Below are 23584 nucleotides of genomic sequence, written 5' to 3' on the forward strand. Positions count from 1 at the left end.
AAAAACGTCTCCAAAGCCCAGATATGGTGAGACCATGTATTGGTATATCTCGGTCCTGCCCCCGACCGACAAAAACATACTGTGCGACACGAATCGATTGATCGGGTTTCTGGAGGGACAGCCTGAGCTCAAACGGACAAACGACGTCACCTTTACGTCGGCGGACGGTCAGCCCTGGATCGACATCGTCATCGTGAAAGAAGCGGCCGATGGCAACTGGTCCAGCAGCGGCAAATTCATTTCACAGTTCAATCGGGTTGAAATTGTCTGCTCTGATTATGAGACGCAAAACTTCTACGTGGAAATATCGGCGAAAATAGCCGACTTTCTTCAATGGCGACTTGTTACCAAGGGCGATGCGTGAGTCCCGGCCCGAGATTGAACCTTTTCCAGCCATCTGACGCCGGGACGCAAGATCATCCGGCAATATAAGCCTTGATGTGCTCCGCTTCTGCTTCGATCTCGCCGATCCGCGCCTTCACCACGTCACCGATGGAGATGATGCCGGCAAGGCGGCCGTTTTCTTCAACAGGAACATGCCTGAAACGTCCGCCCGTCATGATTTCCATCAGCTCATCGGTGGTGGAATTGTGATGACAGCGAATGACATTCTTGGTCATGGCCACCGAAACGGATTGCTGGAGGGAAGCAGCACCCTGGCCCGCCACGATCTTCACCAGATCGCGTTCCGTGAAGATGCCGAGAACGACACCGTCGGCGTCGGTCACGACGACGGAACCGATCTTATGCGCATTAAGCGTTGCCGCCGCTTCACCGATGCTGACCTCCGGACCGACAGTCACGACGTCCCGGCCCTTGCGGTCGAGAAGATCCTTTACGAATGTAGGCATGCCTTCCTCCTCTTTTCAGCGATCCGCAGTGCCGCAGTCTCCCCCGGCGGTTGCAAATCATGAGATATGGTGCGCTGAGGCCCGCATGAATGCAATCCCGCATGGGGCGTGCGAAAGCAAATTTGCGCCACGGCCGACAAGGAGCGTGATCGGCCTAGCGTAACGGACGATCGAAAAGGCCGAAGAACAGAAAGCCGAGCAGAAAACCGAAAACATGGGCGTCCCAGGCAATTTCACCGCCGACATCGCCGAACAGCGGCACGCCCACCGCAATCAGCACATTGCCGAACAGCCACATCAGCGTGAAGATCAGCACCGTGCGGTTGGAAAGCGCCGCAAGAATGCTCTGCCTCGGCATCAGATGGCCGAAGGAGGCGCTATATCCGCCACGCGCGGGGAATGCGAAGCGGCAGGCCGCCCCCATCAGCGCCGAAACGACACCGGATGCGCCGATCAGTACCGTCACATCACCCCAGTTCAACGCGGCATGACCAAAGGCCGAAACAGCGGCGGAAATGCACCATAACAGCACGAAGCGCACTGTTCCGATCCGGCGCAGAACCGGCGCGCCGAAGGCCATCAGCCACAAGCCATTAAAGAGAATGTGCTCGATACCGCCATGCAGGAAAGAATAGGTCACCGGTGTCCAGAGCCATTCCAGCCCCTGCTGCGAAAAAGGCACCGCATAACGCAGCGGAATGAAGCCAAAGGTGAAGATGAACCAGCCATTGCCTTCCTCCGACAGAAGATAGGCGGGAACCACATAAGCGATGATCAGCGCGGCCAGTATGCCGACCAGCAGCGATGGCAGGTTGAAGACGGGATTACTCGTATCGTCTTTCGGCTCCGGTGTTTCCGAAACCGGCGGCTGTTCGCCGTCCCCGTAGGACATGATCCCATCCCTGTCTTGGTCGAATTTTGCGTTCCCCGAGCAATATAGGAAGCCCGAACGAAAAAAAAGCCGTCCCGCCTTTGAAGCGCGCGACGCCCAAACCGCAATCGGTCAAGACGCCGGGCCAGGGACGGTCCGGCTTACGGGCCCGCCGTAAAATAACGGGCGGCGCCATCGAATTGTGCTGACGGAGCTTTCCCCGACATGGCCGCACCGATGCCACGGCCATTGCCGCCATTCAACATCAACCCTTTGTTAACCTTAACAAATCGAGTTGGCACGAAAATCGCTACACCTCAGAATACAGACGTTCGGATGGACATGATGTCCCAAAAACGAACATGGAGAGATGCTATGAAGAGCATGGCCGGACTGGACATATATGCCTATTGGGATGAATTGCGCGGCAAGCGATCGGCCCCTCGACGCGAGGACATCGATCCCGCAAAGCTGAAGCATCACCTGGGCGATCTTTTCATCCTCACCGACAAGGGAGAGAACACCCCGTTCTTCCGCCTTGCCGGCACACGTCTCTGCGACCTCTTCGGCCGCGAGCTGCGGGATCGCCCGTTTTCGGAACTGTGGCATCAGGCAAATGCCGTCTTCCCCTGCCGTGTCGCGCGCGGCATCCTTCATCATCAGTTGCCCGTGGTCTTCGATCTCGAGGCGGAGGACAGCCATGGCGCCGCACCGCTGGCATATGAAATGTTGCTCCTGCCGCTGCGCACGGATCCGGACGCCGCTCCAAGGTTGCTCGGGGCCCTGCTTGCGGAGCGGCCGCGACACGAATTCGCCGCGCCCATCCAGCATCTGTCAATGAAAAGCAGCCGCCTGCTGCGCCTGAACATCGCGCCCGTAGAATATCCGATGGATACGCAGCGCGCCGAAAGCTGCTGACCGACCTGTTTCACCGCTCCCAAACCCGTCTGGAAAAGGTGCGGCGGCGTCGAAACCTCAAAAAAATAGGTCAGAACTGTAACGATATTGCCGATCAGAAAAATTGTAGAGATTAAACAATACAGTCTGTTAACTCGCGCAAGGTAGAAACTTACCATCATCATTCATTACAATTGCGCTGCTCATGTTTTCGTCCCGTTCGGTCAACACCGCCCAAATCCTGCGTCCGGTTGAGGAAGCTCATCTTGACGACGCCGTCCGCGTGTCCTTCACCGGCCGCCTCATGTTGCCCGACCATGAAGAATATGATTGCACCGCGACCGAGATGACCGCCGAAAGAGCGCAGTTCACCTGCTCGGGCATTGCCCGCCACGGAGACCGCGTCATCGCTTATCTCCAGCATATCGGCCGGATCGAAGGCACGGTGACATCGCTCACCGCATCGGGCTTCCTCATCGCCATCAACGCGCCGGAGCGCAAGCGGGAAAAACTCGCCGCCCAGCTGGCATGGATCGCCAAGCGTCAATTGCTCGGCCTGCCGGAAGACCGCCGCCACGACCGCCTGACGCCGCGCAACGCGAGAGCCCAGCTTGTTCTGGAAGACGGCGTGCTTGTCGCATGCCGACTGATTGACCTTTCCCTGTCGGGTGCGGCAATCGAGATCGAAAACCGGCCGCCGCTCGGAAGCCGGGTCCAGCTCGGCAAAAACATGAGCGGCAAGATCGTGCGCCATTTCATGGAAGGCGTCGCTGTCGAATTCGACCGCGTCCAGTCGCCCGACGCACTGATTGAATTTCTCTAGGACGCTCCACCAAACGCGGCAGTTTTACGCCCGTACGAATACGTGCGGCATTTGACGTGCTTTGCGCTCGCCCTAGTCGCATGATTGAGACGATTCCCGGACCACGGTTTGGCAGTCTATGCTTTGTCCTTCGCGGCTGTATCGGGTTCACGAGCCGCTGATAGCTTCCGGCGCTCCATTCTCTGCTTTCTCGCTGCCGAACCTTTCCATTTCATGCCCCGACCGCGCACGACATCCTGCGCATGCTCAGCGTGCCGGACGGAAAACGTAACTACCAGGGACAGCTGTGCGGCAGATCGGTCCACCATATTCGGCGAAAAGGATAAACGCGGCGGAACATGTCACGCCCTTGATCAGATCATCCACGGCACGAAAATCGACCCGCAAAACTTTTTTCCAGAAAAAATGCAGTTTTTTTGAAGTTTTTTTGCCGCTTTTTCCGGCCTGTCCCAGCCTGAGACAGCCATCCCAAAACGAGAAATCCACGCCTTTGGTACCGTTCGCCAACTGGCTGTACAGCGCTCCGGAAATATCTCCGTGCCGAAAATTGCTTTCAATACAGGGGCCTAAATGGCTACCAAAAGCCTAAGGGTGAGATGCGTAAAATTGTAATAAAATTTGCTTCAAACACGCATAAAAACTAATTCGAATACAGTTCAAAACAACGGCTAATTTGCTGAAATTTAAGCTCAAATTGCGCTTCGCAAATTTCCGCGGGGTCAAAATATACCTGCGAATGTCTCCTCAACACGGGGAGACAAGCAATGAACAAGAACAACCGTTTCGTTTTCACTCTGATCGCATTCATCGTCAGCGCCTTCGCGCATCAGGCAAGCGCGTCGCCGGCCGCCGTCATGCGCGTCATCGGCAAGGCCAATCCGCCGATCGGCCACTATGAATTCTGCCAGACCTATCAGAGCGAATGCCAGCCGACATCGCTGGATAACGGCCCGATGAAACTGACCGAAGAGCGCTGGAAGACGATGCTCGACGTCAACTACACCGTCAACACCACCATCACGCCGATGACCGACATGGAAATCTATGGCGTCGAAGAGCGCTGGGCCTATCCGACCACGGTGGGCGATTGCGAAGACTTCGTGCTTCTGAAGCGCAAGATGCTGATGAACAAGGGCTTCTCCGCCTCCAACCTCTTGATCACGGTCGTTCTGCAGCCGAATGGCGAAGGCCATGCCGTTCTGACCGTCCGCACCGATCGTGGCGATTTCGTTCTCGACAACATGCGTAACAAGGTCATGAACTGGTCGGAAACCGAATATACCTACCTGAAGCGCCAGGACACCGCCAACCCCGGCCGCTGGGTCAAAATTCAGGATGGTCGCGCCACCACCGCGGTCGGCGGCATCAACTGAAGCCAGAAAACAACCCGTCTCCCCAAACGAAAAAAGCCGGCTCCCTAAAAGGGGCCGGCTTTTTTCATTTTCATCCGTCAGGCGTCAGAGCAGACCAAGCTCGGCCAGTTCACGCCTGAGATCGGAAGGCATGTCCTCGCCGCCTGCACCGCCGCCGAGATCGCGTGGAGCTTCATCGTCCTTCAGGTAACGCCAGCCCTGAAACGGGCGCTTTGGCGCAGGTGAGGTTTCGATGACTTCGGGGCCGAGAATGAGGTCACAGCGGGAAATACCGTCTTCGCCCTTGAAGGAGCGGATATCGAGAAGTTTCTGCCGCGCCTGTACCTGTCCCTTGATAACCCAGTAGAGCGAACCGCCCTCGAGCAATTCCTCGACCCGTTTCGGGATCATCCGGGTGGTGTGAACGCTGTGCGGCTCAAGGCCTGCGGCAATTGCGGTCAGCGCGCGATGCGCGACCCAGTCTCTCAAGTCCTGGATTGAATCCGCGCCGACGCAAAGTTTGATGAGATGTAAAGGCATGGTTCTATCAATGCCTTTTTGCAGCGGGCGTCAAGCATGGCAACCATGCCGGACGCCCTGCCCGTTCAGCACTCCACAACGTTCACGGCAAGGCCGCCGGTGGAGGTTTCCTTGTATTTCTCACTCATGTCATTGCCGGTCTGGCGCATCGTCTCGATACAGGCGTCGAGCGGCACGAAATGCTGGCCGTCGCCCTTCAGCGCCAGCGAGGCCGCCGTCACCGCTTTCACCGCGCCCATGGCATTACGTTCGATGCACGGCACCTGCACAAGCCCGGCAATCGGATCGCAGGTCATGCCGAGATGATGTTCGAGCGCGATCTCGGCGGCATTTTCCACCTGCTCCGGCGATCCGCCCATGACCGCGGCAAGACCCGCCGCCGCCATGGCGGAAGCCGAACCCACCTCGCCCTGACAGCCCACTTCCGCGCCTGAAATCGAGGCATTGTGCTTGATGATGCCGCCGATGGCGGCCGCCGTCAGCAAAAAGTCGCGCACGTCGTCGACGCTCGCATCCTCGTGGAAATGCCGGAAATATCTGACGGTCGCCGGAACGACACCTGCCGCACCATTGGTCGGCGCGGTCACCACGCGGCCGCCGGCGGCGTTTTCCTCGTTCACGGCCATGGCGTAAACGCTCAGCCAGTCATTGGCCATCACAGGGTTCAGCCGGTTGCTGCGCCATTCCGCATTCAGCTTCTCGTAAATGGAGCGGGCGCGGCGGCGCACCTTCAAGCCACCAGGCATGATGCCGTCCACTTTCAGACCGCGCTCAATGCAGCCGTTCATGGCTTCCCAGATCTGGTCGAGGCGCTCGTTCAGTTCCTCGCGGGAAACCACCGTCTCCTCATTGGCGCGCTTCATCTGGGCGATGGTGCGGCCGGAACGGGCCGCCATCTCAAGCATTTCCCGCGCCGTCCCGAAGGGATAAGGCACGCGCGGACCATTATCGATGGTCTTGCCGCGCTGCTTGATCGCCTCCAGTTCCGTATCGGTCACGACGAAACCGCCGCCGACGGAATAATAGATGCGCTTGATGAGCAGCCTGCCCTGATTGTCGAAGGCGGAGAAGATCATGCCGTTGGCATGGCCGGGCAGCGGGTTCTTCTTGTCGAAGATCAGATCCTCTGCGGGCCGAAACTCATAGGACGGATGGCCGGGCGGCGTTACCGTGCCGGCCTTCTCCACCGCATCGATAATGGCGTCCATCGCATCGGGGTCGACAAGGTCCGGCCGCTCGCCGGTGAGGCCCAGAATGACGGCACGCCCTGTGCCGTGGCCAATGCCGGTAAAGGCGAGAGAGCCATGCAGGCTGACCTTCAGCTGCGCAACGGCTGCACCCGCCGGTCGCGGCCACTCATCGCTGAGGATCAGCGCCAGGAAGCGGTTTGCAGCCGTCATCGGCCCCATCGTGTGGGAGCTCGAAGGACCGATACCGATCTTGAAGACGTCAAAGACCGAAAGAAACATGAAGTTCGCCCTGAATAAGAATGGATTCCTGCATCATCATATCCAAAGCCGAAACGGATCGCCACAAAAGAGCGTCAGCGGTTTGCGCAGCTGCGACATGAGCGTCCCAGAAACGAAAACAGCACGGTTTCCAGAGGAAAACCGCGCCGTTTCAAAACCCGTCATTCAGGAGAGATGCTTATGGGCTGCCAAAAATGTACGTCAATGCGAGAAAAGCGGCAAAGCCTGCAAGTGCGCGCAAGGTGACGCCCCAGCAGGATTTCTGAGCGGTTTCTTCCATGATTACTCCAGCTATTCACTCTCCGGGGGATCTTCAAGACCCGGCCCGTTGAGGCAAGCATTTATTAAAATCCGGCGGCGAACGCAAATGCAAAAAGCGGCTAAATGAAGGCGTTTTCGATGGGCTGCCATTCGCCCCGTGCATAGGTATGTGAAAAAACAAGATGTTAGCGCGGCGTGCAAAAAGACGCCGTTTCGGGCTTCGCCGCAATTTAGGCTAAAGTGTAACCGTTATTTAAAGCTTTCCTACAAACGCCTGTTGAAAACCCTCGCGACCGAACACGTTGCAGTCGAATTTCTTCCACTGAAGCGTCGCGCCTTGAAAGGCCGCCAGTGCTGCTTTATCGACGATGGCAACGGCAACGATGCGAGTCACCCCATGCAGCAGGCATCTTCTTTTCCCGACCGTGAAACGGTCGCGTCGAAACTCACTTCGCTGACAAGCGAAGATAAAGCGTGGGTGCTGCTGTTGATGGAAAACGCCCTGCAGGACGAAAACCTGCTGGCCGGCCTCAATCTTTATCTCGACCAGCAGACCAATGCCCGTTTCCTGAACAGCCTGAAGCTGGAAACGACCGGCGAATGGCTTGGCGGCAATGCCCCTTCCCGGTTGCAGATCCGCATCACGGAAACCGCAAGAGCGAGCCAGCACCCCGCCTATCTCGCCTTCCGCAAAGGGCTGACGGCATCGGCCGGTCTCGAAAAAGCCTATCCCAAGGCGCCGATCTGATCTTTTCGGCTAATCCGGCACCCGATCGACAACGGCGATGATCGGCCCCATGGGAAACAGCGAATCCCGGCGGTTCATCGCAGGAATATCGACGCTGGATATCGTGCCGTCGAGATAGAGCGCATTCGGCGCATCCAGCACGTCCCTGAACAGCGTGGCGAAATCGTAAAAGCGCACGGTATTTTCCGAAATGGCGAAATGCACCATGCCGTCGCGGGAGACGCCGACGCCGTTGCGCCGCTTCAGGCTGTCGCTATCGGCCAGGAAGCGCGGATGCAGCTTGCCGTCGATTACCAGCATCGGCCCGGACTGGGTGGCGAAATCGGCTTTCGGATCCGCCGCCAGATAGGCTGCGGTTTCCAGCACGCCAGCCTTTGCACCCTTCAGATAAAACACGCCGTTCGGCAAAAGGTGAAAATTGCCCCAGCCGCCCCGGGTGCTGAGCGGCGAACGCTCCACCCCATTTTCAATGTAGAGGCCGACGGGCGAATAGTCGGAATGATACATGCCGCCATTCATGGCGAAGATGCTGAACATGTGCTGCCGCCACAAGGCCGACGACAGGTCGGCGAAACTTCGGTATCCCTGCCCGGAGACATGGTCGCGGTCATAAATGCGGATGGCGTTCCTTGCCGGATCGAAACTGCAGACGGTGTAGCGCCCGCCCGCATGGTCGATGGCCTTGCAGAAATCCGGCTGCCCACCGGCCTGCGCGGAGAATGGCAACAACAACGGCAGCAGCGCCTTTGCCAGTTTCTTCATCGATGAAATCATGCCCGCCCCTTTGATTCTCGTAAGGCGAACATTCGCAGGGAAATTCGGTCAAAGAAAAGGCGTCACCCGGGTTTTCGGGTAACGCCTTTCCGGGAGGGGAGCCTTGATTAACGACGCGCTGCGCGGTCCACGTTGCGGCCGGCATCCTGCGTCGCGTCAACGGCGTTTGCCGTATCCCGGCCCATGCCGCGAATGGTATTGCCGCAGGAGCTGAGGGTGACGACAGTCAGCAAAGCCACGAAAACGGTCGAAAGAATACGTGTGATCATGTGAAACTACTCCCCTATGACTTGCCGTCCAAAGGCAAGCGCCAATGTGATATGCGTCACAATAACGTGAGTCCCAAAAAACGGTTCCAGCGGCATTTCAAAAAATCCTGTCGATGAAAATTAACATGGTTTTGAAGTTCACGAGTGACACTCGGCAACTGCATCATGGCTTAGGAAAATCCCGTGGGTGATATGACTGACATCAACAATCGGCTTCTGGTGATGACGGCGGGCGGCGTGAACCCCAATGTCATGATCAATGCTCTGGCTGCCCGATTTCCCGATATCCACGTCTTCATGGAGCAGCCGGAAAGCAAGTCGGTCATTCTCAGGCGACGCGCGAGACGGCTTGGCTGGATTGTCGCTGCGGGCCAGATAGCGACGATGATCGCCTCGCGGCTCGGCAAACGCTTCACGGTTCGCAGAAGCAACGAGATCATCGCCGAACACGGTCTTTCTCCCGATCTCCACCACAGCCTTCCCGTTACGCAATTCGCCTCGCTCAACGATGAGGAATGCCGCAAGGCCGCCAATCTGCTGCAACCGGCTGCAATCTTCACCATTTCCTGCCGTCTGCTGAGACCTGCCACGCTGCAGGCCCTGCAATGCCCGGTCATCAATTTCCACGCCGGCATCAACCCCGCCTATCGCGGGCAGATGGGCGGTTACTGGGCGCTGGTCGAAAAGGACCGAGGCAATTTCGGCGCGACCGTGCATCTGGTCGACAAGGGCGTGGATACCGGCGCAACACTCTACGAGAAGCGGCTGAAACCATCGCCTTCCGACACGATCGCCACCTATCCGCTGCTTTTGACCGCCGCTTCGGTGGATATCGCTGTCAGCGCCATCGAGGACGCCCTTTCCGGCAGCCTTGCGCCGCAGCCGCCCTCACCCGGCAAATCGGTGCTGCGTTTTCCGCCGACCATCTGGACCTGGCTGTGGAACGGCCTGACGAAACGGATCTGGTGAAACCGAAACTCTCCGAACCGGGGTTGAGCTTCGTCGCAGATGCAAGCCTGTCTTGCCGCAACAGGCACAGACTTCGCCGAAAAATCGGTGCATGATAATAAAAAGGATCATGCACAAATTGCCCGATATTTCCGCCGCTTCCATCATTCCCGCCTCCATCGAAGCCTCGCCCGCGCAGGTGCTTGGCGCGAGCGACCTTGCCGGTCTCTTTCCGCAGGGTGTCCGCGTCTATCTCACCGACACCGGAGCTGCCTCGCAGGAAAGGCTCGTTGATGCCGCAGGACATTTGCGCGACCTCGGTTACGAGCCAGTGCCGCATCTTGCAGCGCGGCGCATACCTTCCCGCACGGGGTTTGAAGAACAGGTGAGACGGCTTGCCGGAGAAGCGGGTGTCACGGATGTTCTGGTTGTCGGCGGCGGTGTCGACCGGCCAGCCGGTCCCTTCGCATCCAGCATGGACATGCTGTCGTCAGGCATTTTCGACCGTTGCGGGATAAGGCAGATCGCAATCGCCGGCCACCCGGAAGGCAGCCCGGATTTCAACGACGACACGGCGATGGCCGCACTCAGGCTGAAACGCGATTTTGCAGAAAGAAGCGATGCCGCAATGCGCATCGTCACGCAGTTCGGTTTTGATCCCGCGCGTTTCATCGCCTGGGCGGAAGGACTAACGGCGTCAGGCATCGATTTGCCGGTGCATATCGGCGTTTCCGGCCCGGCCAAGATCACGACGCTCTTGAAATATGCCGCACTCTGCGGCGTCGGCAATTCCATTGCCTATCTCAAGAAAAACGCGCTTTCCCTGACGACGCTGGCGAAGGGCCATTCGCCGGAAAGCATCGTCGGGCCGATCGAGCGGCACTGGCAGGCCAATCCGCAGGGGCCTATACGGCAGATTCACGTCTTTCCCTTTGGCGGATTGCAGAATTCGGCCGACTGGCTGGTCAAGCGTGGAAGCTGGCAAACCGGCGGCGCAGACCGTTCGGCATCACAGGATTCGATGGCGGGCTGAAGCCGCCATCCTGACAGCGCGACGGGCCACGTCCGCCGCGCATTATCAGGACCTCAGGCCGCCTTGGCGACCTCGACAAAAGCGTTTCGAATGCTTTCAGCCACGGCAAGAACAGGGCGCGACGCCTTGTCGCCCATGATCAGGCGAATATCGAAAGAGCCGAGCTCCGGCAGACCTTCCTTGTCGCCCAGAATGACCATATCGTTCAGCACATAGGATCGCGGCAGCGGTGCAATCGCGAGATCGGCGGCAATCGCCGCGCGCTGCGCCATGGTATGGCCGCTGAGATAGGCCACGCGGAAATTGCGCCCGCGCCGCTCCAGCGAATTGATCGCTTCCGAACGCCAGATGCAGCCTTCCTCCCAGATGGAGATCGGCAGCGGATCACGCAGATAGGCCGTACCGCATTTCGCGCCTGCCCAGACAAGACGTTCGCGCATCAGCACCTCGCCGGTGTCGCGCAGCGGATGCGAGGCACAGTTGACGAGGGCGAGATCGAGCCGCTGCTCGTCCATGCGCTTGTAGAGATTGGAACTGGAATCGATGGTGACGTCGATCATGATGCCGGGGAAAGCCTCGGCAAAACGCTTGAGAATACCCGGCAGCAGGCCACGCTCGCCAATATCCTCCGGCGCGCCGAGCCGGACGACACCTGAGAGTTCCGGCATGACGAAACGCGATACGGCCTCGTTGGAGAGCGCAATCATGCGCCGCGCATAGGTCAGCAGCGTCTCCCCATGCGCCGTCAATGTGACTGAGCGGGCATCGCGCAGGAACAGCGTCGTCTTCAACTGCTCCTCGAGTTTCTTGATCTGCATGGAAACGGCGGAAGGCGTTCTGAACACCACTTCAGCGGCGGTGGAGAAATTTCCCGTTTCCGCAATGGCGACGAAGGTTCTCAATATGTCGTTATCCAGCAACGGCAGCGGTTGGCGGAAAGTCACGGTCATGGCACGCACCTTCAAATATTTTGATTTATAGATGGATATCATTTCGTTTGATTGAATGTCAACAAGCGCGCACCATCCGGGACATCGATTGACGGGGCGAATTGAGCCTCGTCGGAATGAAGCGCTGACGATCTCGCGGATTGGAATTTTCCCCGCAGGCGTCGCCGGCAATTCATTCCAAAAACTGATGAATGACATAAGATTCATTATCTTGCCTGATGAAACAGGCAAGCGCATATCGAAGTCGCAAACAGGATCGTGGTTCACGAAAGGATCAAGACATGACCATGATACATTATCTCCCGGTGACGAACCGTTCTACGCACCGTCCTTCACCCATTGGCTGGCTCCATCGCCTGTCCGACCAGGTTTCCGCCCGTTACGCAGAATGGCGCCGCGCCAGAATGCTCCGTGCACTGGAGGCATTGCCGCCTGAAACATTGAAGGATATCGGATGGCCGACCACCGACACCACCCGCATACACACCATCCGCAAATGATGTCCAACCGATGGCTCGCAACCATTGCGCGTCTTGCGAGCCATCCCTGCCCGCGCCCAAACGGCAGGACGGGGGCGCAAAACAGCCTGCCTGTTTTGCATGCGACACATCGCCTTTTTTAAAGGCTTGTCGCGAAATTTGCATATTTCAAAAGCTATTTTTTGACAGCTCCGATTCCGAGGCGTATTTTTCGTTAAAGATGTCGTAATCAGGACATCCAGAAGACCAATTCCAAGGGAGGAATTGCGTATTCGCAACGGAGCACGGGCAAATGAGCAGAAACTCCCAGAAGAAACGCTCAATCGTCTTTTTTCTCATTCCGCAATTTACCATGCTGCCATTCGCCGCAGCGGTTGAAACGCTTCGCATCGCCAACCGAATGTTGGGCTATCAGGCCTATGAATGGCGCCTTGCCTCCCTAGACGGCCAGAAGGTCATGTCGTCAAGCGGCATCTGTCTTGAGGCCGATACCTGTCTTGCCGACGAGCGGCGTTATGTCAGCGGCGAAAACCGCCCGGAAATGGCGATCATCTGTTCCGGCATCGATGTGGATCAACACATCAACAAGTCCGTCAATGCCTGGCTGCGCGAAGCCTATAATCGCGGCATCGCCATCGGCAGCCTCTGTACCGCCGCCCATATCCTCGCACAGGCTGGCCTCCTGAACGGCAAGCGCTGCGCGATCCACTGGGAAAACCTGCCCGGCTTTTCCGAAGCCTTCCCGCAGGTGGAAGTCTATGCCGACCTCTTTGAAGTCGACAGCAACATCTACACCTGCGCCGGCGGCACGGCCTCGCTGGACATGATGCTGAGCCTGATTGGCCAGGATTTCGGCGAAAACCTCGTCAACCGTGTCTGCGAACAGCAATTGACCGACCGGGTGCGCAGTCCCAACGACCGTCAGCGCCTGCCGCTGCGCGCCCGCCTCGGCGTCCAGAACAGCAAGGTCCTGTCGATCATCGAATTGATGGAAGGCAATCTTGCCGAACCGCTGTCGCTGCTTGATATCGCCGACGCCGCCGATCTGTCCCGCCGGCAGGTGGAGCGCCTCTTCCGCCAGGAAATGGGCCGTTCGCCCGCCCGCTATTACCTTGAAATCCGTCTCGACCGCGCCCGCCACCTGCTGGTGCAGTCTGCCATGCCGGTTGTCGAGGTCGCCGTCGCCTGCGGTTTCGTCTCCGCCTCGCACTTTTCCAAGTGTTATCGCGAAATCTACAATCGCACGCCGCAGCAGGAGCGTGCCGAACGCAAGCTCTTGATCAGCGCCTCGCGGATGGCAATGGCAAGCCAGGGCAAAGCCGCGCATTGAGTGCGTGGCAAGGGCCACAAACGCAAAAGGCCTCGATTCGGAGGTAGAAACCTCTCCCCGTCATGCCGGACTTGATCCGGCATCCAGCCACGGCGCGTCTGCGCCGTGAACGAGCCTTTCGCGATCAAGGACGTGATCGCACTGGACCCCGGATCAAGTCCGGGGTGACGGAGTGAGAATGATGGAACTGTGCCAAACCACCGGATCTATCAGCGGCCAGCAAACAGCGAACATAATCAGACCAATTCACCCAAACGGCCGAACCGCATGGGCAAGGTCTTCCGCCGTCATGCCGTCACCCGCCCTGTGGCCCGCCTGCCCATGCAGCCAGACACCGGCCGCAGCCGCTTCGAAGGCGGGGGCTCCCTGCGCCAGCAGCGCACCGATGATACCGGCCAGCACATCACCTGATCCGGCCGTCGCAAGGCTCGCCGGCGCATTGGTGTTGACCAGCGCCCGGCCATCAGGTGCGGCAATCACCGTGTCTGCGCCTTTATAGATCAGCACAGCGCCGCTGCGCGCCGAGGCGGCCTGCGCCTTCTCGATCTTGCTCAGCGTCCCGTCGGCGGCAAGATCGGGAAACAAACGCGCAAACTCGCCCTCATGCGGCGTCAGCACGAATTTTCCCGCGCCTGAAGTGACGCGCTCGAACAAGGTCTCCGCATAATCCTTGAAAGCCGTGATCGCATCGGCATCCAGCACAGCCGCCCTGTCTCCAAGCAGGGACACGAATTGCCGCGCCTTTTCCAGATCGCCGAAACCGGGACCGAGAACGAAGGCTCCATGACGCCGGTCGTCCAGCCAGAGCCGCAGATCATCGGCATCGTCCATCGGCGCATTCATCACGGCCGTCAGCGTCACGGACAGCACGTCGAGCGCCTGCCTCGGAGCGGCGACAGTGACAATACCCGCGCCTGCCTTCAGCGCCGCAAGCGCCGTCATGCGGCTTGCACCCGTCGCATGGGCCGGGCCGGAAAAGACGGTCAGATGCCCGCGGCGGAATTTATGCGTCTCGATATCGCTCGCGGGCAAGGCATCACGCCAGACAAGCGGATGGTTTTCCGCAACCGAGCCTGCGTGATCGGTAAGGATGCGGGAGGGAATGCCGATATCGAACACCTCGAGCGCCCCGCAAAGCTCCCGCCCCGGCATCAGCAGATGGCCCGGCTTGCGCGCCATGAAGGTCACCGTCCGTTCGGCCCTGAACGAGGCACCAAGCGGCACGCCCCGCCGGCCGCAGAGACCGGAGGGCAGATCGACGGCGAGAACCGGCGCCTTCGCATTGGTCACCGCCTCGATTATCCGTGCAAGCTCCCGAGGAATATCGCGGGACAGTCCTGCCCCGAAGACCGCGTCGATCACCACGTCGCCGGCAAGAGGCGCGTAGTCGCCAAGCGGCAGCGGCGCCACCCCGCTGCGCTCGAAAGCCATCCGCGCATCACCCCTGAGCGCGCCGGCATCACCGAGATGATGAACCACAACGACCGCGCCGCTTTCCACAAGCGCCCGCGCCGCCACGTAACCATCACCGCCATTGTTGCCGCCGCCGCAAAGCACGACGAAACGCAGCGCCTGCGGATAGTGGCGAAGCGCTGAGGCGGCAACCGCCTGCCCCGCCCGCTCCATCAGATCATAAAGCGGAATGCCGGATTGACCGGCCGCCGCATCGATGCTGGCCATAACAGCCGGGTCAAAAAGGGAGAGCTGAGAGAGGGATGTCATGCCTCAATCATCCCTTCAAAACGCCGGAAAGGCAATCGATACAAAAATAAGCAGACAGCCAAGTCCAAATAATAATCAAATGCATAAAATATAAACAAACCAACTTCATCACACCCGCGCATTCTCAAATATTCAAACCATCTAAAATAATAAGAATTGGCAGAAATGCTGATGGATTTTTCGGGTTCCCGAGAGAAATTGGCTGGAAAACCGCCAAAACCGAATGCATTTTGTGTCGGAAGGCCGGGGGATCGAAGTTTTTTCTTCAAGCCCGCTTCCGATCTGGCACAATACGTGCATTCTTGTGGCAGAGCGGGAATAACCTGCTTTAACGGGAGAAGCGGAGAGATATTTTCTCATGAAAAAGATCGAAGCGATCATTAAGCCTTTCAAGCTCGATGAAGTGAAGGAAGCCCTTCAGGAAGTCGGACTTCAGGGCATCACGGTCACGGAAGCAAAAGGCTTTGGTCGTCAGAAGGGCCACACGGAACTCTACCGCGGTGCAGAGTACGTCGTGGACTTTTTGCCGAAAGTGAAAGTCGAAGTCGTACTGGCGGACGAAAACGCGGAAGCCGTCATCGAGGCGATCCGCAATGCGGCGCAGACCGGACGTATCGGCGACGGAAAGATTTTCGTTTCCAATATCGAGGAAGTCATCCGCATCCGTACCGGTGAAACAGGCGTGGACGCCATATAATCAAGAACGTCCCGAGCCGGGGAGGCTTGGGTTTTCACCTCGTCATCATCACACTCAAGGAAAACGTTTAAATGACGACCGCAAACGATATCTTGAAGCAGATCAAGGATAACGACATCAAGTTCGTGGACCTGCGCTTTACCGACCCCAAGGGCAAGCTGCAGCACGTCACCATGGATGTTGTCTGTGTGGACGAAGACATGTTCGCCGACGGCGTCATGTTCGACGGCTCCTCGATCGCCGGCTGGAAGGCCATCAACGAGTCCGACATGGTGCTGATGCCCGATCCGGCCACCGCCCATATCGACCCGTTCTTCGCCCAGTCCACCCTGGTCGTCCTTTGCGACATTCTCGACCCGGTCTCGGGCGAAGCCTATAACCGCGACCCGCGCGGCACCGCCAAAAAGGCCGAAGCCTACCTCAAGGCCTCGGGCATCGGCGACACCGTCTTCGTCGGCCCGGAGCCCGAATTTTTCGTCTTCGACGACGTGAAGTACAAGGCAGACCCCTATAACACCGGCTTCAAGCTCGACTCGTCCGAACTGCCGTCCAACGACGACACGGATTATGAAACCGGCAACCTCGGCCACCGTCCGCGCGTCAAGGGCGGTTATTTCCCGGTTCCGCCGATCGACAGCCTGCAGGACATGCGCTCCGAAATGCTGACGGTTCTGGCCGAAATGGGCGTCGTCGTTGAAAAGCACCACCACGAAGTGGCTGCCGCGCAGCACGAGCTGGGCGTGAAGTTCGACACGCTGGTTTCCAGCGCCGACAAGATGCAGATTTACAAGTACGTCGTGCATCAGGTCGCCAATGCCTATGGCAAGACGGCAACCTTCATGCCGAAGCCGATCTTCGGCGACAACGGCTCGGGCATGCACGTTCACCAGTCGATCTGGAAGGGCGGCAAGCCGACCTTCGCAGGCGACGAATATGCCGGCCTTTCTGAAAACTGCCTCTATTACATCGGCGGCATCATCAAGCACGCCAAGGCCATCAACGCCTTCACCAACCCCACCACCAACTCTTACAAGCGTCTGGTGCCGGGTTATGAAGCGCCGGTTCTGCTCGCCTATTCGGCCCGCAACCGTTCCGCATCCTGCCGTATTCCCTTCGGCTCCAACCCGAAGGCAAAGCGCGTCGAAGTCCGCTTCCCGGACCCGACCCAGAACCCCTATCTCGGTTTTGCGGCCATGCTGATGGCCGGCCTCGACGGCATCAAGAACAAGATCCACCCCGGCAAGCCGATGGACAAGGACCTTTACGACCTTCCTGCAAAGGAACTGAAGAAGATCCCGACCGTCTGCGGCTCGCTGCGCGAAGCTCTCGAAAGCCTCGACAAGGATCGCAAGTTCCTGACCGCCGGCGGCGTGTTCGACGACGACCAGATCGACTCGTTCATCGAGCTGAAGATGCAGGAAGTCATGCGTTTCGAAATGACCCCGCATCCGGTCGAATTCGACATGTACTACTCGGCCTGATCGGCCTTTCGAGCGCTCCCTCTGGGGCGCTCGATCCATTTCGGCGGTTTTCCCCGGAAAGCCGCCGTTTTCTTTTGAAGCCCAGCCATGTCGCGAAGAATGTCGAACAAGCCAGCCACTCAGCAAACGCGCCTTACGGACTGGCTCATCTTTCTGGCGGTGCCGTTCTTTTTCTCCAGCAACGTCATTTTCGGTCGCGGCGTCGTCGGTGAGGTATCGCCCTTCATCGCCGCCTTCATCCGCTGGATCGGATCGACCCTCATCATCGCGCCCTTCATGATCGCCGACTGGCGCAACTGCCTTGCCTTCCTGAGGCGCAAAACGCTTCTCTGGCTCGTTCTCGGCGTTCTCGGCATGGGCATCTGCGGCGGCGTGGTCTATTGGGGCCTCACCATGACCACGGCCGCCAACGGCACGCTGATCTACACGACATCGTCGCTGTTCATCATCCTGTTCCAGCGCATCTTTCAGGGCCGCCCCATCAGAAAGCTTGAGGTGGCGGGCATGATCATCGCCTTTGCCGGCGTGGCGGCCATCGTGCTCAAGGGCGATATCGCAGCTCTCCGGCACATGAGCTTCAACATCGGCGATTTCGCCATACTGACGGCGGCCATCGCCTTTGCCGTCTATTCGCTGCTGCTGCGCGAGCCGGCGGCGCGGCAGATGGCGTCCTTCAGCCTTTTTGGTCTGATCGCGCTTTCCGGCGCGCTGGTGCTTCTGCCGCCGGCGGCGCTGGAACTGGCGCAGGGCGGCATGCTGCCCGCGACGCCAATGGCATGGGCGAAGATCGGCGGCATCATCCTGTTCGCTTCGCTGCTTGCCTTTTACTGCTTCACCCATACGGTGCGCGTCTTCGGCCCCGCCACGGCCGGCATCACGCTTTACATGATGCCGCCCGTCTCGATCCTGATGGCCACGCTGTTCCTCGGGGAGACGTTCGAGACCTACCACGCGATCGGCATCGTGCTGGTCACCGGCGGTGTCATCATCGCCACCGCGCCGCTCGGCCGCCGAGCCTGAGCCCATATAGAGAGAAAGGGCCGGGATACCCCCTAGCCCTTGATATTTTGCGTTCCGCACCCAACTATTAGTGGGAAAGGAAGTTCATGCCATGAAACAAAGAGACGCAAAATTCACGCTTGGCGAGATCGTCCGCCACAAGGTGTTTCCGTTCCGCGGCGTGGTCATCGACGTCGACCCGGAATATGCCAATACCGAGGAATGGTGGAACGCCATTCCCGCGGAAATCAGGCCGGATCGCGACCAGCCCTTCTATCATCTTCTGGCCGAAAACGAGGAGACGGAATATGTCGCCTATGTTTCCGAGCAGAACCTCGTCCACGACGAAAACGAGACGCCGCTCCGAAACCCCAATATCGGCCGCATCTTCGACAAGGCGCCGAACGGCGAATGGCGCCCGAAAATGTCAACGGCGCATTGACGCCCGCCAACCATCTCCCCACCCTCCCAGGGACATAAAAAAACCGGTCTGTCACCAGACCGGTTTTCTGTTTTTAGCGCTTACGCTGCAATCAGGGCTTCGGAGCGCCCTTGGCGGCATCCTGAGCGGCTTCCAGCTTCTTGCGAGCCTCTTCAGCCTTCTTCTGCATGCCTTCCTGCAGGCTGCGCTGGCTTTCGGCCAGCTGCGACTGGGTGATCGCCGGGCCGTCAAAGGCGCCGGTGAAGCCGGAGAGCGCGATCTTGATGGGGTTCGGCGCGCGGCGGAAGTTGATGGAGGTGAAGACCACCTCGCTACCCTTCTTCAGGGAAGCGATCATGGCGTCCGTCAGCGGAACTTCGGCCGTGCACTTGTCGGGAAGGCAAACGGCGTAGTCGAGCTTCTGGCCCTTGCCGCCGTCGATCTGCATCATCACACCCGGAGGAATGAGACGCGCGGTCGGAACGGAAACCTGCAGCAGCTTGCGGTTAACCTTGCCTTCAACGGTGATGAGGCCGACAGCGGTGATCATCTGGCCGTTCTGGGCGAGAACCACGTTCTGCACGACGCAGACATCGTTGTCTTCCTGCTTGGAGCAGGTCTTGAACCAGCCGAGCGGCGGAGCGCCGGCGCCCTGAGCGGCGGGAGCAGCATCCTGTGCCTGCGAGATGGCCGGAGCGGAAACCGCGCCCAGAGAGAGGACCAGAGCGGACAGAGCCGTCCGGGTGAATGTGTTTGCCTTTTGCATCATAAGAGTTCCGTCTCCTGAATGTCTGCCAGAACAGAACCGTTAAGGCCCTGTTCGTCGATGGCGGTATCCTTCTGCCCGTTCAACTGTCGTTTAAATGAGGCAAATGCGTGACCCGTCTCTTCCGGCCACCCTGTTACATGCCGATCGCGGCGATATCCAGCACTTCTTTAACTTTTTCTTGAGCTGACCCAAGATTTCCCGCGCTTGGATGGGTCGCACCATGTCCGTGTGCTACATATCTGCCAGAATCATGATGATAAACGGTCGTGACGCACATCGGACGGACAGTTGAGACAGGACAGTGACATGCGCAACCTTGCGGCCCTCATCCCCGCATTGTTCCTTTTGGGATCATCCCTGCTTCCCGCTGGGAACGCCCTGGCGCAGCCGCTGCACGGCATTTCCATGCACGGCACGCCGGAGCTCCCCGCAGACTTCAGGCACCTTCCTTATGTCAATCCTGACGTGAAGAAAGGCGGCCGCATCTCCTATGGCGTCGTCGGCACCTTCGACAGCCTCAATCCCTTCGTTCTCAAGGGAATGCGCACCACGGCGCGCGGCGTCTGGGACCCGGAATTCGGCAATCTTCTCTACGAACCCCTGATGCTGCGCTCCAGCGATGAGCCTTTCAGCCTTTACGGCCTGCTGGCCGAAACAGTGGAGTGGGATGAGGAGCGAAGCTTCGTCCAGTTCAACATCAACCCGAAGGCAAAATGGTCCGACGGCGAGCCGGTGACCGCAGATGACGTGATCTTCACCTTCAATCTTCTGAAGGAAAAAGGCCGCCCGCCCTTCAACAGCCGTCTGGACGGGGTGGCGAAGCTGGAAAAGATCGGTGATCGCAGCGTGCGTTTCACCTTCAACGACAAGGCCAACCGCGAAACGCCGCTCATTCTCGCCTCCTCCACCCCGATCCTGCCAAAACATGCGATCGATCCGGAAAAATTCGAACAGGCCGGCCTCGGCGCAGTCGTCGGCTCGGGTCCATACCGAATCAAGACCCTGCGGCCGGGCGAACGAATCATCTGGGAGCGCAATCCGGATTATTGGGGCAAGGACATTCCGGGCAAGGTCGGCTTCGACAATTACGACGAGATCAGCGTGACCTATTTCCTGCAGGTCACCACCATGTTCGAGGCCTTCAAGAAGGGCGATATCGACATCTATCCCGAAGGCGACGCCATCAACGGCACCTCCGACACCTCCCATTGGGGACAGGCTTACAATTTCCCCGCCGTCCATCGCGGCGACATCGTCAAGGACGTCTTCCAGCCGCGCCTGCCGACAGGCATGTTCGGTCTCGTCTTCAACACCCGCCGCGCCGTCTTCGCCGACGAGAAGGTGCGTGAAGGCCTTACCTACGCGTTCGATTTCGAGTGGATGAACAGAAACATTCTCGGCGGCTCCTTCAAGCGCACACAGAGTTACTGGCAGAATTCGCCGCTCGGCGCCTATGGCAATGCCGCGGACGAACGCGAGCTGGCGCTGCTCGGCGACGCGGCGAAGACCATGCCTCCGCAGCTACTGGCCGGCACCTATGCCTTGCCGACCACCGACGCCACCGGTGCGGACCGCAAGGTCCTTAAAATGGCCGTCGACAAGCTGAAAGAGGCCGGATACAGCATCAGGAACGGCAGGATGTCCGACGCCAACGGCCGCCAGCTCGCCTTCGAGATCATGACACAGAACCCCGCTCAGGAGCGCATCGCGCTTGCCTATCAGCGTTCTCTCAATCTGATCGGCGTCGCCATGGGCATCCGCTCGGTCGATGACGGGCAATATCAGGCCCGCTCGAACAGCTTCGATTACGACATGATCATCCGCTCCCTGCCGTCGTCGCTTTCGCCGGGCATGGAGCAGCTCAACCGCTGGAATTCGCTCTCACGCGATGCGCAGGGCAGCTTCAACTATGCGGGCGCCGCCAATCCCGATATTGACCGGATGATCGAAGCGCTGCTGCAGGCGCGCTCGACGGAAGATTTCCAGGCCGCCGTGCGCGCCTATGACCGCCTTCTGGTTGCCGGCCACTACATCATTCCGCTCTATTATATCGGCGCGCAATGGGTTGCGCGCTGGAAATATATCGACCGCCCGGATATGACCCCGATATCAGGCAATCAGAAACAGACCTGGTGGGATGCGCGGGCGCAGTAACCCGCCCCTGCCCGGTCCAGGACAAGGGAAGATAAAGCCATGGAACGCATCGTTATCGACGTCGTATCGGATATGGTCTGCCCCTGGTGTTATCTCGGCAAGGCAAGGCTCGATCTTGCCATAGCCGAGGTGCAGGATGAAATCAGCGTCGACGTGAACTGGCGTCCCTATCGCCTCAACCCCGACTATCCGCCTGAAGGCGTCGACCAGAAAGCAGCTCTCGAGGAAAAACTCGGCAAGGAGCGTCTGGAACAGGCCCATGCCACGCTGGTGCAGCTCGGCAAGGAAGTCGGCATCCATTACGATTTTGATGCGATCAAGATCGGCCCGAACACACTCGACGCGCACCGCCTGTCGCTCTGGGCGCATTCCGAAGGCCGAGATATCCAGGAGAAGGTGGTGACCGGGCTGTTCAAGGCCAATTTCGAAGAAGGCCGCAATATCGGCGACCACGCCGTGTTGATCGATGTAGCCGAAAAGGCGGGCATGGACGCGCAGGTGGTGGCACGGCTTCTCGCTTCGGACGCGGACAAGGACACGGTCATCGCTGAAATTGATGCGGCGCAGCAGATGGGCGTGGCCGGCGTACCCTTCTTCATCATCGACCAGAAATACGCCATAAGCGGTGCACAAACGCCAGATGTCCTGATTGCTGCATTGCGGGATATTGCAAAAATCAAGGCGGACGAGCATAGATCGATGAACTGACGGCCAAACCACCGGCGGTTTTCTGCAACTCGATTTTCCCCCGGTGTTTCCGTGTCCGACCAGACCCTGAAAGGCATTCTGCTCGCCTTTGCCGCCTTCGCTGCCTACGCCTGGAGCGATGCCAGCGTTAAACTCATAGAAGGCCAGATTTCGCCGATCGAATCGGCCTTCTTCGGCGCCCTGTTCGGGCTCGTCGCCCTGCCCTTCATCCGCAAGCGCAACGATCGCTGGGTGGATGTGGTGAAGACGACGAACCGTCCTTTGTGGATCATCCGCTTTTTTGCTGCCGGCACCGGTGCTGTCGGCAGCGTTACCGCCTTTACCCATCTTTCCATGGCCGAAGCCTTCGCGCTGATCTTCCTTTTGCCCTCCTTCGTCACCATCATGTCGGTGGTATTTCTGAAGGAACAGGTGGGCATCCGTCGCTGGTCCGCAGTCATCATCGGTTTCCTCGGCGTACTGGTCATCCTGCGGCCGGGCTTCCGTGAACTGGGCATCGGCCATCTCGGCGCCATCATCGGCGGCTTCAGCGGCGCGCTCAGCATCGTCATCTTCCGGGCCATGGGCCCGTCGGAAAAAAATGTCTCGCTTTATGGCGCTGGCGTGCTGGGCTGTCTCACCATCAGCGGCATCGCCATGGTCCCCACCTTCATCATGCCGGGCGGTGAGCAATGGCTGCTGCTGGCGGGATATGGCCTGCTCGGCGCACTTGGCAACGTGCTGGTCATGTATGCCGCCCAATATGCGCCCGCCGCCATGATCGGCCCGACGCAATATAGCCAGATGCTCTGGGCCATCCTTTTCGGTTATCTGATTTTCGGCGACCGTATCGATGGCTGGATGCTCTTCGGCATCGCCCTCATCGTTGGCTCCGGCCTATTGACGCTGATCCGCGAGAAGCAGAGAAAAGTGCCGCTGCCCGCCTCGATCGCCGCAACCGATCAGAACGTGGCCGTCGGCATCACACCGGAAGACGAGACTTAGGTCACAAGAATACGGAACTACCGGCGACTGTTCCTGCCGCCGGCGCTCTCAGCT

The 23584-nt window shown here is 58.9% G+C and carries 28 protein-coding genes; 17 read left to right on the top strand and 11 right to left on the bottom strand.

Translation table 11 applies throughout. The features are described from left to right. Positions 1-34: 34 nt before the first annotated feature. On the top strand, positions 35-364 hold the full coding sequence (locus QRN60_RS08445; RefSeq protein WP_020811296.1) for a hypothetical protein: 330 nt from the start codon (positions 35-37) through the stop codon (positions 362-364). A 52-nt stretch (positions 365-416) separates the two neighbouring features. Here the strand turns inward: QRN60_RS08445 and QRN60_RS08450 are convergent, their stop codons facing one another. Together QRN60_RS08450 and QRN60_RS08455 are read right to left on the bottom strand one after the other, a co-directional pair. Continuing rightward, a complete protein-coding gene (locus QRN60_RS08450) occupies positions 417-851 on the bottom strand; it encodes a CBS domain-containing protein (RefSeq protein WP_003508059.1) in 435 nt (144 codons plus the stop codon). A gap of 154 nt (positions 852-1005) precedes the next feature. Next, positions 1006-1743, bottom strand: a complete 738-nt coding sequence (locus tag QRN60_RS08455; protein ID WP_020811297.1) for a rhomboid family intramembrane serine protease — start codon at positions 1741-1743, stop codon at positions 1006-1008. 354 nt (positions 1744-2097) lie between these two features. Between QRN60_RS08455 and QRN60_RS08460 the strand changes: the two genes are divergently transcribed. After that, on the top strand, positions 2098-2640 hold the full coding sequence (locus QRN60_RS08460; protein ID WP_161974086.1) for a PAS domain-containing protein: 543 nt from the start codon (positions 2098-2100) through the stop codon (positions 2638-2640). Positions 2641-2824: 184 nt separating this feature from the next. Continuing rightward, a complete protein-coding gene (locus tag QRN60_RS08465) occupies positions 2825-3442 on the top strand; it encodes a PilZ domain-containing protein (RefSeq protein WP_003508056.1) in 618 nt (205 codons plus the stop codon). A gap of 246 nt (positions 3443-3688) precedes the next feature. Here the strand turns inward: QRN60_RS08465 and QRN60_RS08470 are convergent, their stop codons facing one another. Next, on the bottom strand, positions 3689-3949 hold the full coding sequence (locus tag QRN60_RS08470) for a hypothetical protein (RefSeq protein ID WP_003508055.1): 261 nt from the start codon (positions 3947-3949) through the stop codon (positions 3689-3691). Positions 3950-4206: 257 nt separating this feature from the next. Here QRN60_RS08470 and QRN60_RS08475 point away from each other — a divergent pair, with 257 nt between their 5' ends. Then, the gene (locus QRN60_RS08475) at positions 4207-4815 is read left to right on the top strand and encodes a transglutaminase-like cysteine peptidase (protein WP_003523403.1); all 609 of its coding nucleotides are present in this window, start codon (positions 4207-4209) and stop codon (positions 4813-4815) included. An 84-nt stretch (positions 4816-4899) separates the two neighbouring features. On the opposite strand, the gene QRN60_RS08480 is transcribed toward QRN60_RS08475, so the two are convergent. Both QRN60_RS08480 and QRN60_RS08485 read right to left on the bottom strand, forming a co-directional pair. Next, on the bottom strand, positions 4900-5334 hold the full coding sequence (locus tag QRN60_RS08480) for a DUF1489 family protein (RefSeq protein WP_020012781.1): 435 nt from the start codon (positions 5332-5334) through the stop codon (positions 4900-4902). Positions 5335-5399: 65 nt separating this feature from the next. Next, a complete protein-coding gene (locus QRN60_RS08485; RefSeq protein ID WP_003508052.1) occupies positions 5400-6803 on the bottom strand; it encodes an L-serine ammonia-lyase in 1404 nt (467 codons plus the stop codon). Between QRN60_RS08485 and QRN60_RS08490 the strand changes: the two genes are divergently transcribed. Both QRN60_RS08490 and QRN60_RS08495 read left to right on the top strand, forming a co-directional pair. Then, positions 6802-7191, top strand: a complete 390-nt coding sequence (locus QRN60_RS08490; protein WP_161974088.1) for a hypothetical protein — start codon at positions 6802-6804, stop codon at positions 7189-7191. The genes QRN60_RS08485 and QRN60_RS08490 overlap by 2 nt on opposite strands. Positions 7192-7461: 270 nt before the next feature. Next, positions 7462-7812: a hypothetical protein gene (locus QRN60_RS08495; protein ID WP_003508050.1), complete on the top strand. Its 351-nt coding sequence runs from the start codon at positions 7462-7464 to the stop codon at positions 7810-7812. Positions 7813-7821: 9 nt separating this feature from the next. On the opposite strand, the gene QRN60_RS08500 is transcribed toward QRN60_RS08495, so the two are convergent. Together QRN60_RS08500 and QRN60_RS08505 are read right to left on the bottom strand one after the other, a co-directional pair. Continuing rightward, positions 7822-8586 (bottom strand): phosphodiester glycosidase family protein, encoded by a 765-nt coding sequence (locus tag QRN60_RS08500; RefSeq protein WP_284765312.1) that lies wholly within the window; start codon positions 8584-8586, stop codon positions 7822-7824. A gap of 107 nt (positions 8587-8693) precedes the next feature. Further along, positions 8694-8855 carry an entericidin domain-containing protein gene (locus QRN60_RS08505; RefSeq protein WP_003495552.1) on the bottom strand — a complete coding sequence of 54 codons (162 nt, stop codon included), beginning with the start codon at positions 8853-8855 and terminating at the stop codon, positions 8694-8696. A gap of 192 nt (positions 8856-9047) precedes the next feature. Between QRN60_RS08505 and QRN60_RS08510 the strand changes: the two genes are divergently transcribed. Together QRN60_RS08510 and QRN60_RS08515 are read left to right on the top strand one after the other, a co-directional pair. Continuing rightward, positions 9048-9824 carry a formyl transferase gene (locus QRN60_RS08510; protein WP_035213178.1) on the top strand — a complete coding sequence of 259 codons (777 nt, stop codon included), beginning with the start codon at positions 9048-9050 and terminating at the stop codon, positions 9822-9824. A gap of 91 nt (positions 9825-9915) precedes the next feature. After that, entirely contained in the window at positions 9916-10836 is a 921-nt protein-coding gene (locus tag QRN60_RS08515; protein WP_111834468.1) for a methylenetetrahydrofolate reductase, read from the top strand. 53 nt (positions 10837-10889) lie between these two features. Here QRN60_RS08515 and QRN60_RS08520 read toward each other — a convergent pair whose 3' ends face one another. After that, a complete protein-coding gene (locus tag QRN60_RS08520) occupies positions 10890-11828 on the bottom strand; it encodes a LysR family transcriptional regulator (protein WP_003508046.1) in 939 nt (312 codons plus the stop codon). Between the two features lie 239 nt (positions 11829-12067). Here QRN60_RS08520 and QRN60_RS08525 point away from each other — a divergent pair, with 239 nt between their 5' ends. Beyond that, positions 12068-12286: a DUF1127 domain-containing protein gene (locus QRN60_RS08525; RefSeq protein WP_003508045.1), complete on the top strand. Its 219-nt coding sequence runs from the start codon at positions 12068-12070 to the stop codon at positions 12284-12286. Positions 12287-12557: 271 nt separating this feature from the next. Further along, positions 12558-13595 (top strand): GlxA family transcriptional regulator, encoded by a 1038-nt coding sequence (locus QRN60_RS08530; protein WP_060724311.1) that lies wholly within the window; start codon positions 12558-12560, stop codon positions 13593-13595. Positions 13596-13841: 246 nt separating this feature from the next. On the opposite strand, the gene QRN60_RS08535 is transcribed toward QRN60_RS08530, so the two are convergent. Together QRN60_RS08535 and QRN60_RS08540 are read right to left on the bottom strand one after the other, a co-directional pair. After that, positions 13842-15317, bottom strand: coding sequence for an NAD(P)H-hydrate dehydratase (locus QRN60_RS08535; RefSeq protein ID WP_129564987.1), 1476 nt, complete (start codon positions 15315-15317; stop codon positions 13842-13844). Further along, the gene (locus tag QRN60_RS08540) at positions 15314-15586 is read right to left on the bottom strand and encodes a hypothetical protein (protein ID WP_284765313.1); all 273 of its coding nucleotides are present in this window, start codon (positions 15584-15586) and stop codon (positions 15314-15316) included. Before QRN60_RS08540 ends, QRN60_RS08535 begins: the two co-directional genes overlap by 4 nt. Before the next feature lie 89 nt (positions 15587-15675). Between QRN60_RS08540 and QRN60_RS08545 the strand changes: the two genes are divergently transcribed. From QRN60_RS08545 to hspQ, 4 genes are all read left to right on the top strand, one after another. Further along, on the top strand, positions 15676-16014 hold the full coding sequence (locus tag QRN60_RS08545) for a P-II family nitrogen regulator (RefSeq protein ID WP_003508042.1): 339 nt from the start codon (positions 15676-15678) through the stop codon (positions 16012-16014). Between the two features lie 71 nt (positions 16015-16085). Continuing rightward, a complete protein-coding gene (glnA, locus tag QRN60_RS08550; RefSeq protein WP_003508040.1) occupies positions 16086-17495 on the top strand; it encodes a type I glutamate--ammonia ligase in 1410 nt (469 codons plus the stop codon). 99 nt (positions 17496-17594) lie between these two features. Next, positions 17595-18515, top strand: a complete 921-nt coding sequence (locus QRN60_RS08555) for a DMT family transporter (protein WP_129565016.1) — start codon at positions 17595-17597, stop codon at positions 18513-18515. 91 nt (positions 18516-18606) lie between these two features. Beyond that, positions 18607-18936 (top strand): heat shock protein HspQ, encoded by a 330-nt coding sequence (gene hspQ, locus QRN60_RS08560; RefSeq protein WP_003508038.1) that lies wholly within the window; start codon positions 18607-18609, stop codon positions 18934-18936. 91 nt (positions 18937-19027) lie between these two features. Here hspQ and QRN60_RS08565 read toward each other — a convergent pair whose 3' ends face one another. After that, positions 19028-19684 carry an invasion associated locus B family protein gene (locus tag QRN60_RS08565; RefSeq protein WP_003508037.1) on the bottom strand — a complete coding sequence of 219 codons (657 nt, stop codon included), beginning with the start codon at positions 19682-19684 and terminating at the stop codon, positions 19028-19030. Positions 19685-19990: 306 nt separating this feature from the next. Here QRN60_RS08565 and QRN60_RS08570 point away from each other — a divergent pair, with 306 nt between their 5' ends. Genes QRN60_RS08570 through QRN60_RS08580 form a run of 3 tightly spaced genes read left to right on the top strand, consistent with a single transcriptional unit; the run spans position 19991 to position 23530 of the window. Continuing rightward, positions 19991-21838, top strand: a complete 1848-nt coding sequence (locus QRN60_RS08570; protein WP_020809529.1) for an extracellular solute-binding protein — start codon at positions 19991-19993, stop codon at positions 21836-21838. A 39-nt stretch (positions 21839-21877) separates the two neighbouring features. Then, positions 21878-22546 carry a DsbA family oxidoreductase gene (locus QRN60_RS08575; protein ID WP_111781089.1) on the top strand — a complete coding sequence of 223 codons (669 nt, stop codon included), beginning with the start codon at positions 21878-21880 and terminating at the stop codon, positions 22544-22546. Between the two features lie 51 nt (positions 22547-22597). After that, positions 22598-23530, top strand: a complete 933-nt coding sequence (locus tag QRN60_RS08580; RefSeq protein ID WP_020809530.1) for a DMT family transporter — start codon at positions 22598-22600, stop codon at positions 23528-23530. The last annotated feature ends 54 nt before the right edge of the window (positions 23531-23584 follow it).

Source organism: Agrobacterium sp. CFBP2214 (genome assembly GCF_030209895.1).
In the GTDB taxonomy this organism is placed as follows: domain Bacteria; phylum Pseudomonadota; class Alphaproteobacteria; order Rhizobiales; family Rhizobiaceae; genus Agrobacterium; species Agrobacterium radiobacter.

Coding starts and splice junctions, on each gene's coding strand:
- QRN60_RS08445 (WP_020811296.1), top strand. CDS start 35: ATGTATTGGTATATCTCGGTCCTGCCCCCGACCGACAAAAACATACTG.
- QRN60_RS08480 (WP_020012781.1), bottom strand. CDS start 5,334: ATGCCTTTACATCTCATCAAACTTTGCGTCGGCGCGGATTCAATCCAG.
- QRN60_RS08525 (WP_003508045.1), top strand. CDS start 12,068: ATGACCATGATACATTATCTCCCGGTGACGAACCGTTCTACGCACCGT.
- QRN60_RS08485 (WP_003508052.1), bottom strand. CDS start 6,803: ATGTTTCTTTCGGTCTTTGACGTCTTCAAGATCGGTATCGGTCCTTCG.
- QRN60_RS08500 (WP_284765312.1), bottom strand. CDS start 8,586: ATGATTTCATCGATGAAGAAACTGGCAAAGGCGCTGCTGCCGTTGTTG.
- QRN60_RS08450 (WP_003508059.1), bottom strand. CDS start 851: ATGCCTACATTCGTAAAGGATCTTCTCGACCGCAAGGGCCGGGACGTC.
- QRN60_RS08530 (WP_060724311.1), top strand. CDS start 12,558: ATGAGCAGAAACTCCCAGAAGAAACGCTCAATCGTCTTTTTTCTCATT.
- QRN60_RS08520 (WP_003508046.1), bottom strand. CDS start 11,828: ATGATATCCATCTATAAATCAAAATATTTGAAGGTGCGTGCCATGACC.
- hspQ (WP_003508038.1), top strand. CDS start 18,607: ATGAAACAAAGAGACGCAAAATTCACGCTTGGCGAGATCGTCCGCCAC.
- QRN60_RS08555 (WP_129565016.1), top strand. CDS start 17,595: ATGTCGAACAAGCCAGCCACTCAGCAAACGCGCCTTACGGACTGGCTC.
- QRN60_RS08510 (WP_035213178.1), top strand. CDS start 9,048: ATGACTGACATCAACAATCGGCTTCTGGTGATGACGGCGGGCGGCGTG.
- QRN60_RS08565 (WP_003508037.1), bottom strand. CDS start 19,684: ATGATGCAAAAGGCAAACACATTCACCCGGACGGCTCTGTCCGCTCTG.
- QRN60_RS08545 (WP_003508042.1), top strand. CDS start 15,676: ATGAAAAAGATCGAAGCGATCATTAAGCCTTTCAAGCTCGATGAAGTG.
- QRN60_RS08455 (WP_020811297.1), bottom strand. CDS start 1,743: ATGTCCTACGGGGACGGCGAACAGCCGCCGGTTTCGGAAACACCGGAG.
- QRN60_RS08575 (WP_111781089.1), top strand. CDS start 21,878: ATGGAACGCATCGTTATCGACGTCGTATCGGATATGGTCTGCCCCTGG.
- QRN60_RS08460 (WP_161974086.1), top strand. CDS start 2,098: ATGAAGAGCATGGCCGGACTGGACATATATGCCTATTGGGATGAATTG.
- glnA (WP_003508040.1), top strand. CDS start 16,086: ATGACGACCGCAAACGATATCTTGAAGCAGATCAAGGATAACGACATC.
- QRN60_RS08505 (WP_003495552.1), bottom strand. CDS start 8,855: ATGATCACACGTATTCTTTCGACCGTTTTCGTGGCTTTGCTGACTGTC.
- QRN60_RS08475 (WP_003523403.1), top strand. CDS start 4,207: ATGAACAAGAACAACCGTTTCGTTTTCACTCTGATCGCATTCATCGTC.
- QRN60_RS08465 (WP_003508056.1), top strand. CDS start 2,825: ATGTTTTCGTCCCGTTCGGTCAACACCGCCCAAATCCTGCGTCCGGTT.
- QRN60_RS08570 (WP_020809529.1), top strand. CDS start 19,991: ATGCGCAACCTTGCGGCCCTCATCCCCGCATTGTTCCTTTTGGGATCA.
- QRN60_RS08515 (WP_111834468.1), top strand. CDS start 9,916: ATGATAATAAAAAGGATCATGCACAAATTGCCCGATATTTCCGCCGCT.
- QRN60_RS08535 (WP_129564987.1), bottom strand. CDS start 15,317: ATGACATCCCTCTCTCAGCTCTCCCTTTTTGACCCGGCTGTTATGGCC.
- QRN60_RS08495 (WP_003508050.1), top strand. CDS start 7,462: ATGCAGCAGGCATCTTCTTTTCCCGACCGTGAAACGGTCGCGTCGAAA.
- QRN60_RS08490 (WP_161974088.1), top strand. CDS start 6,802: ATGAAGTTCGCCCTGAATAAGAATGGATTCCTGCATCATCATATCCAA.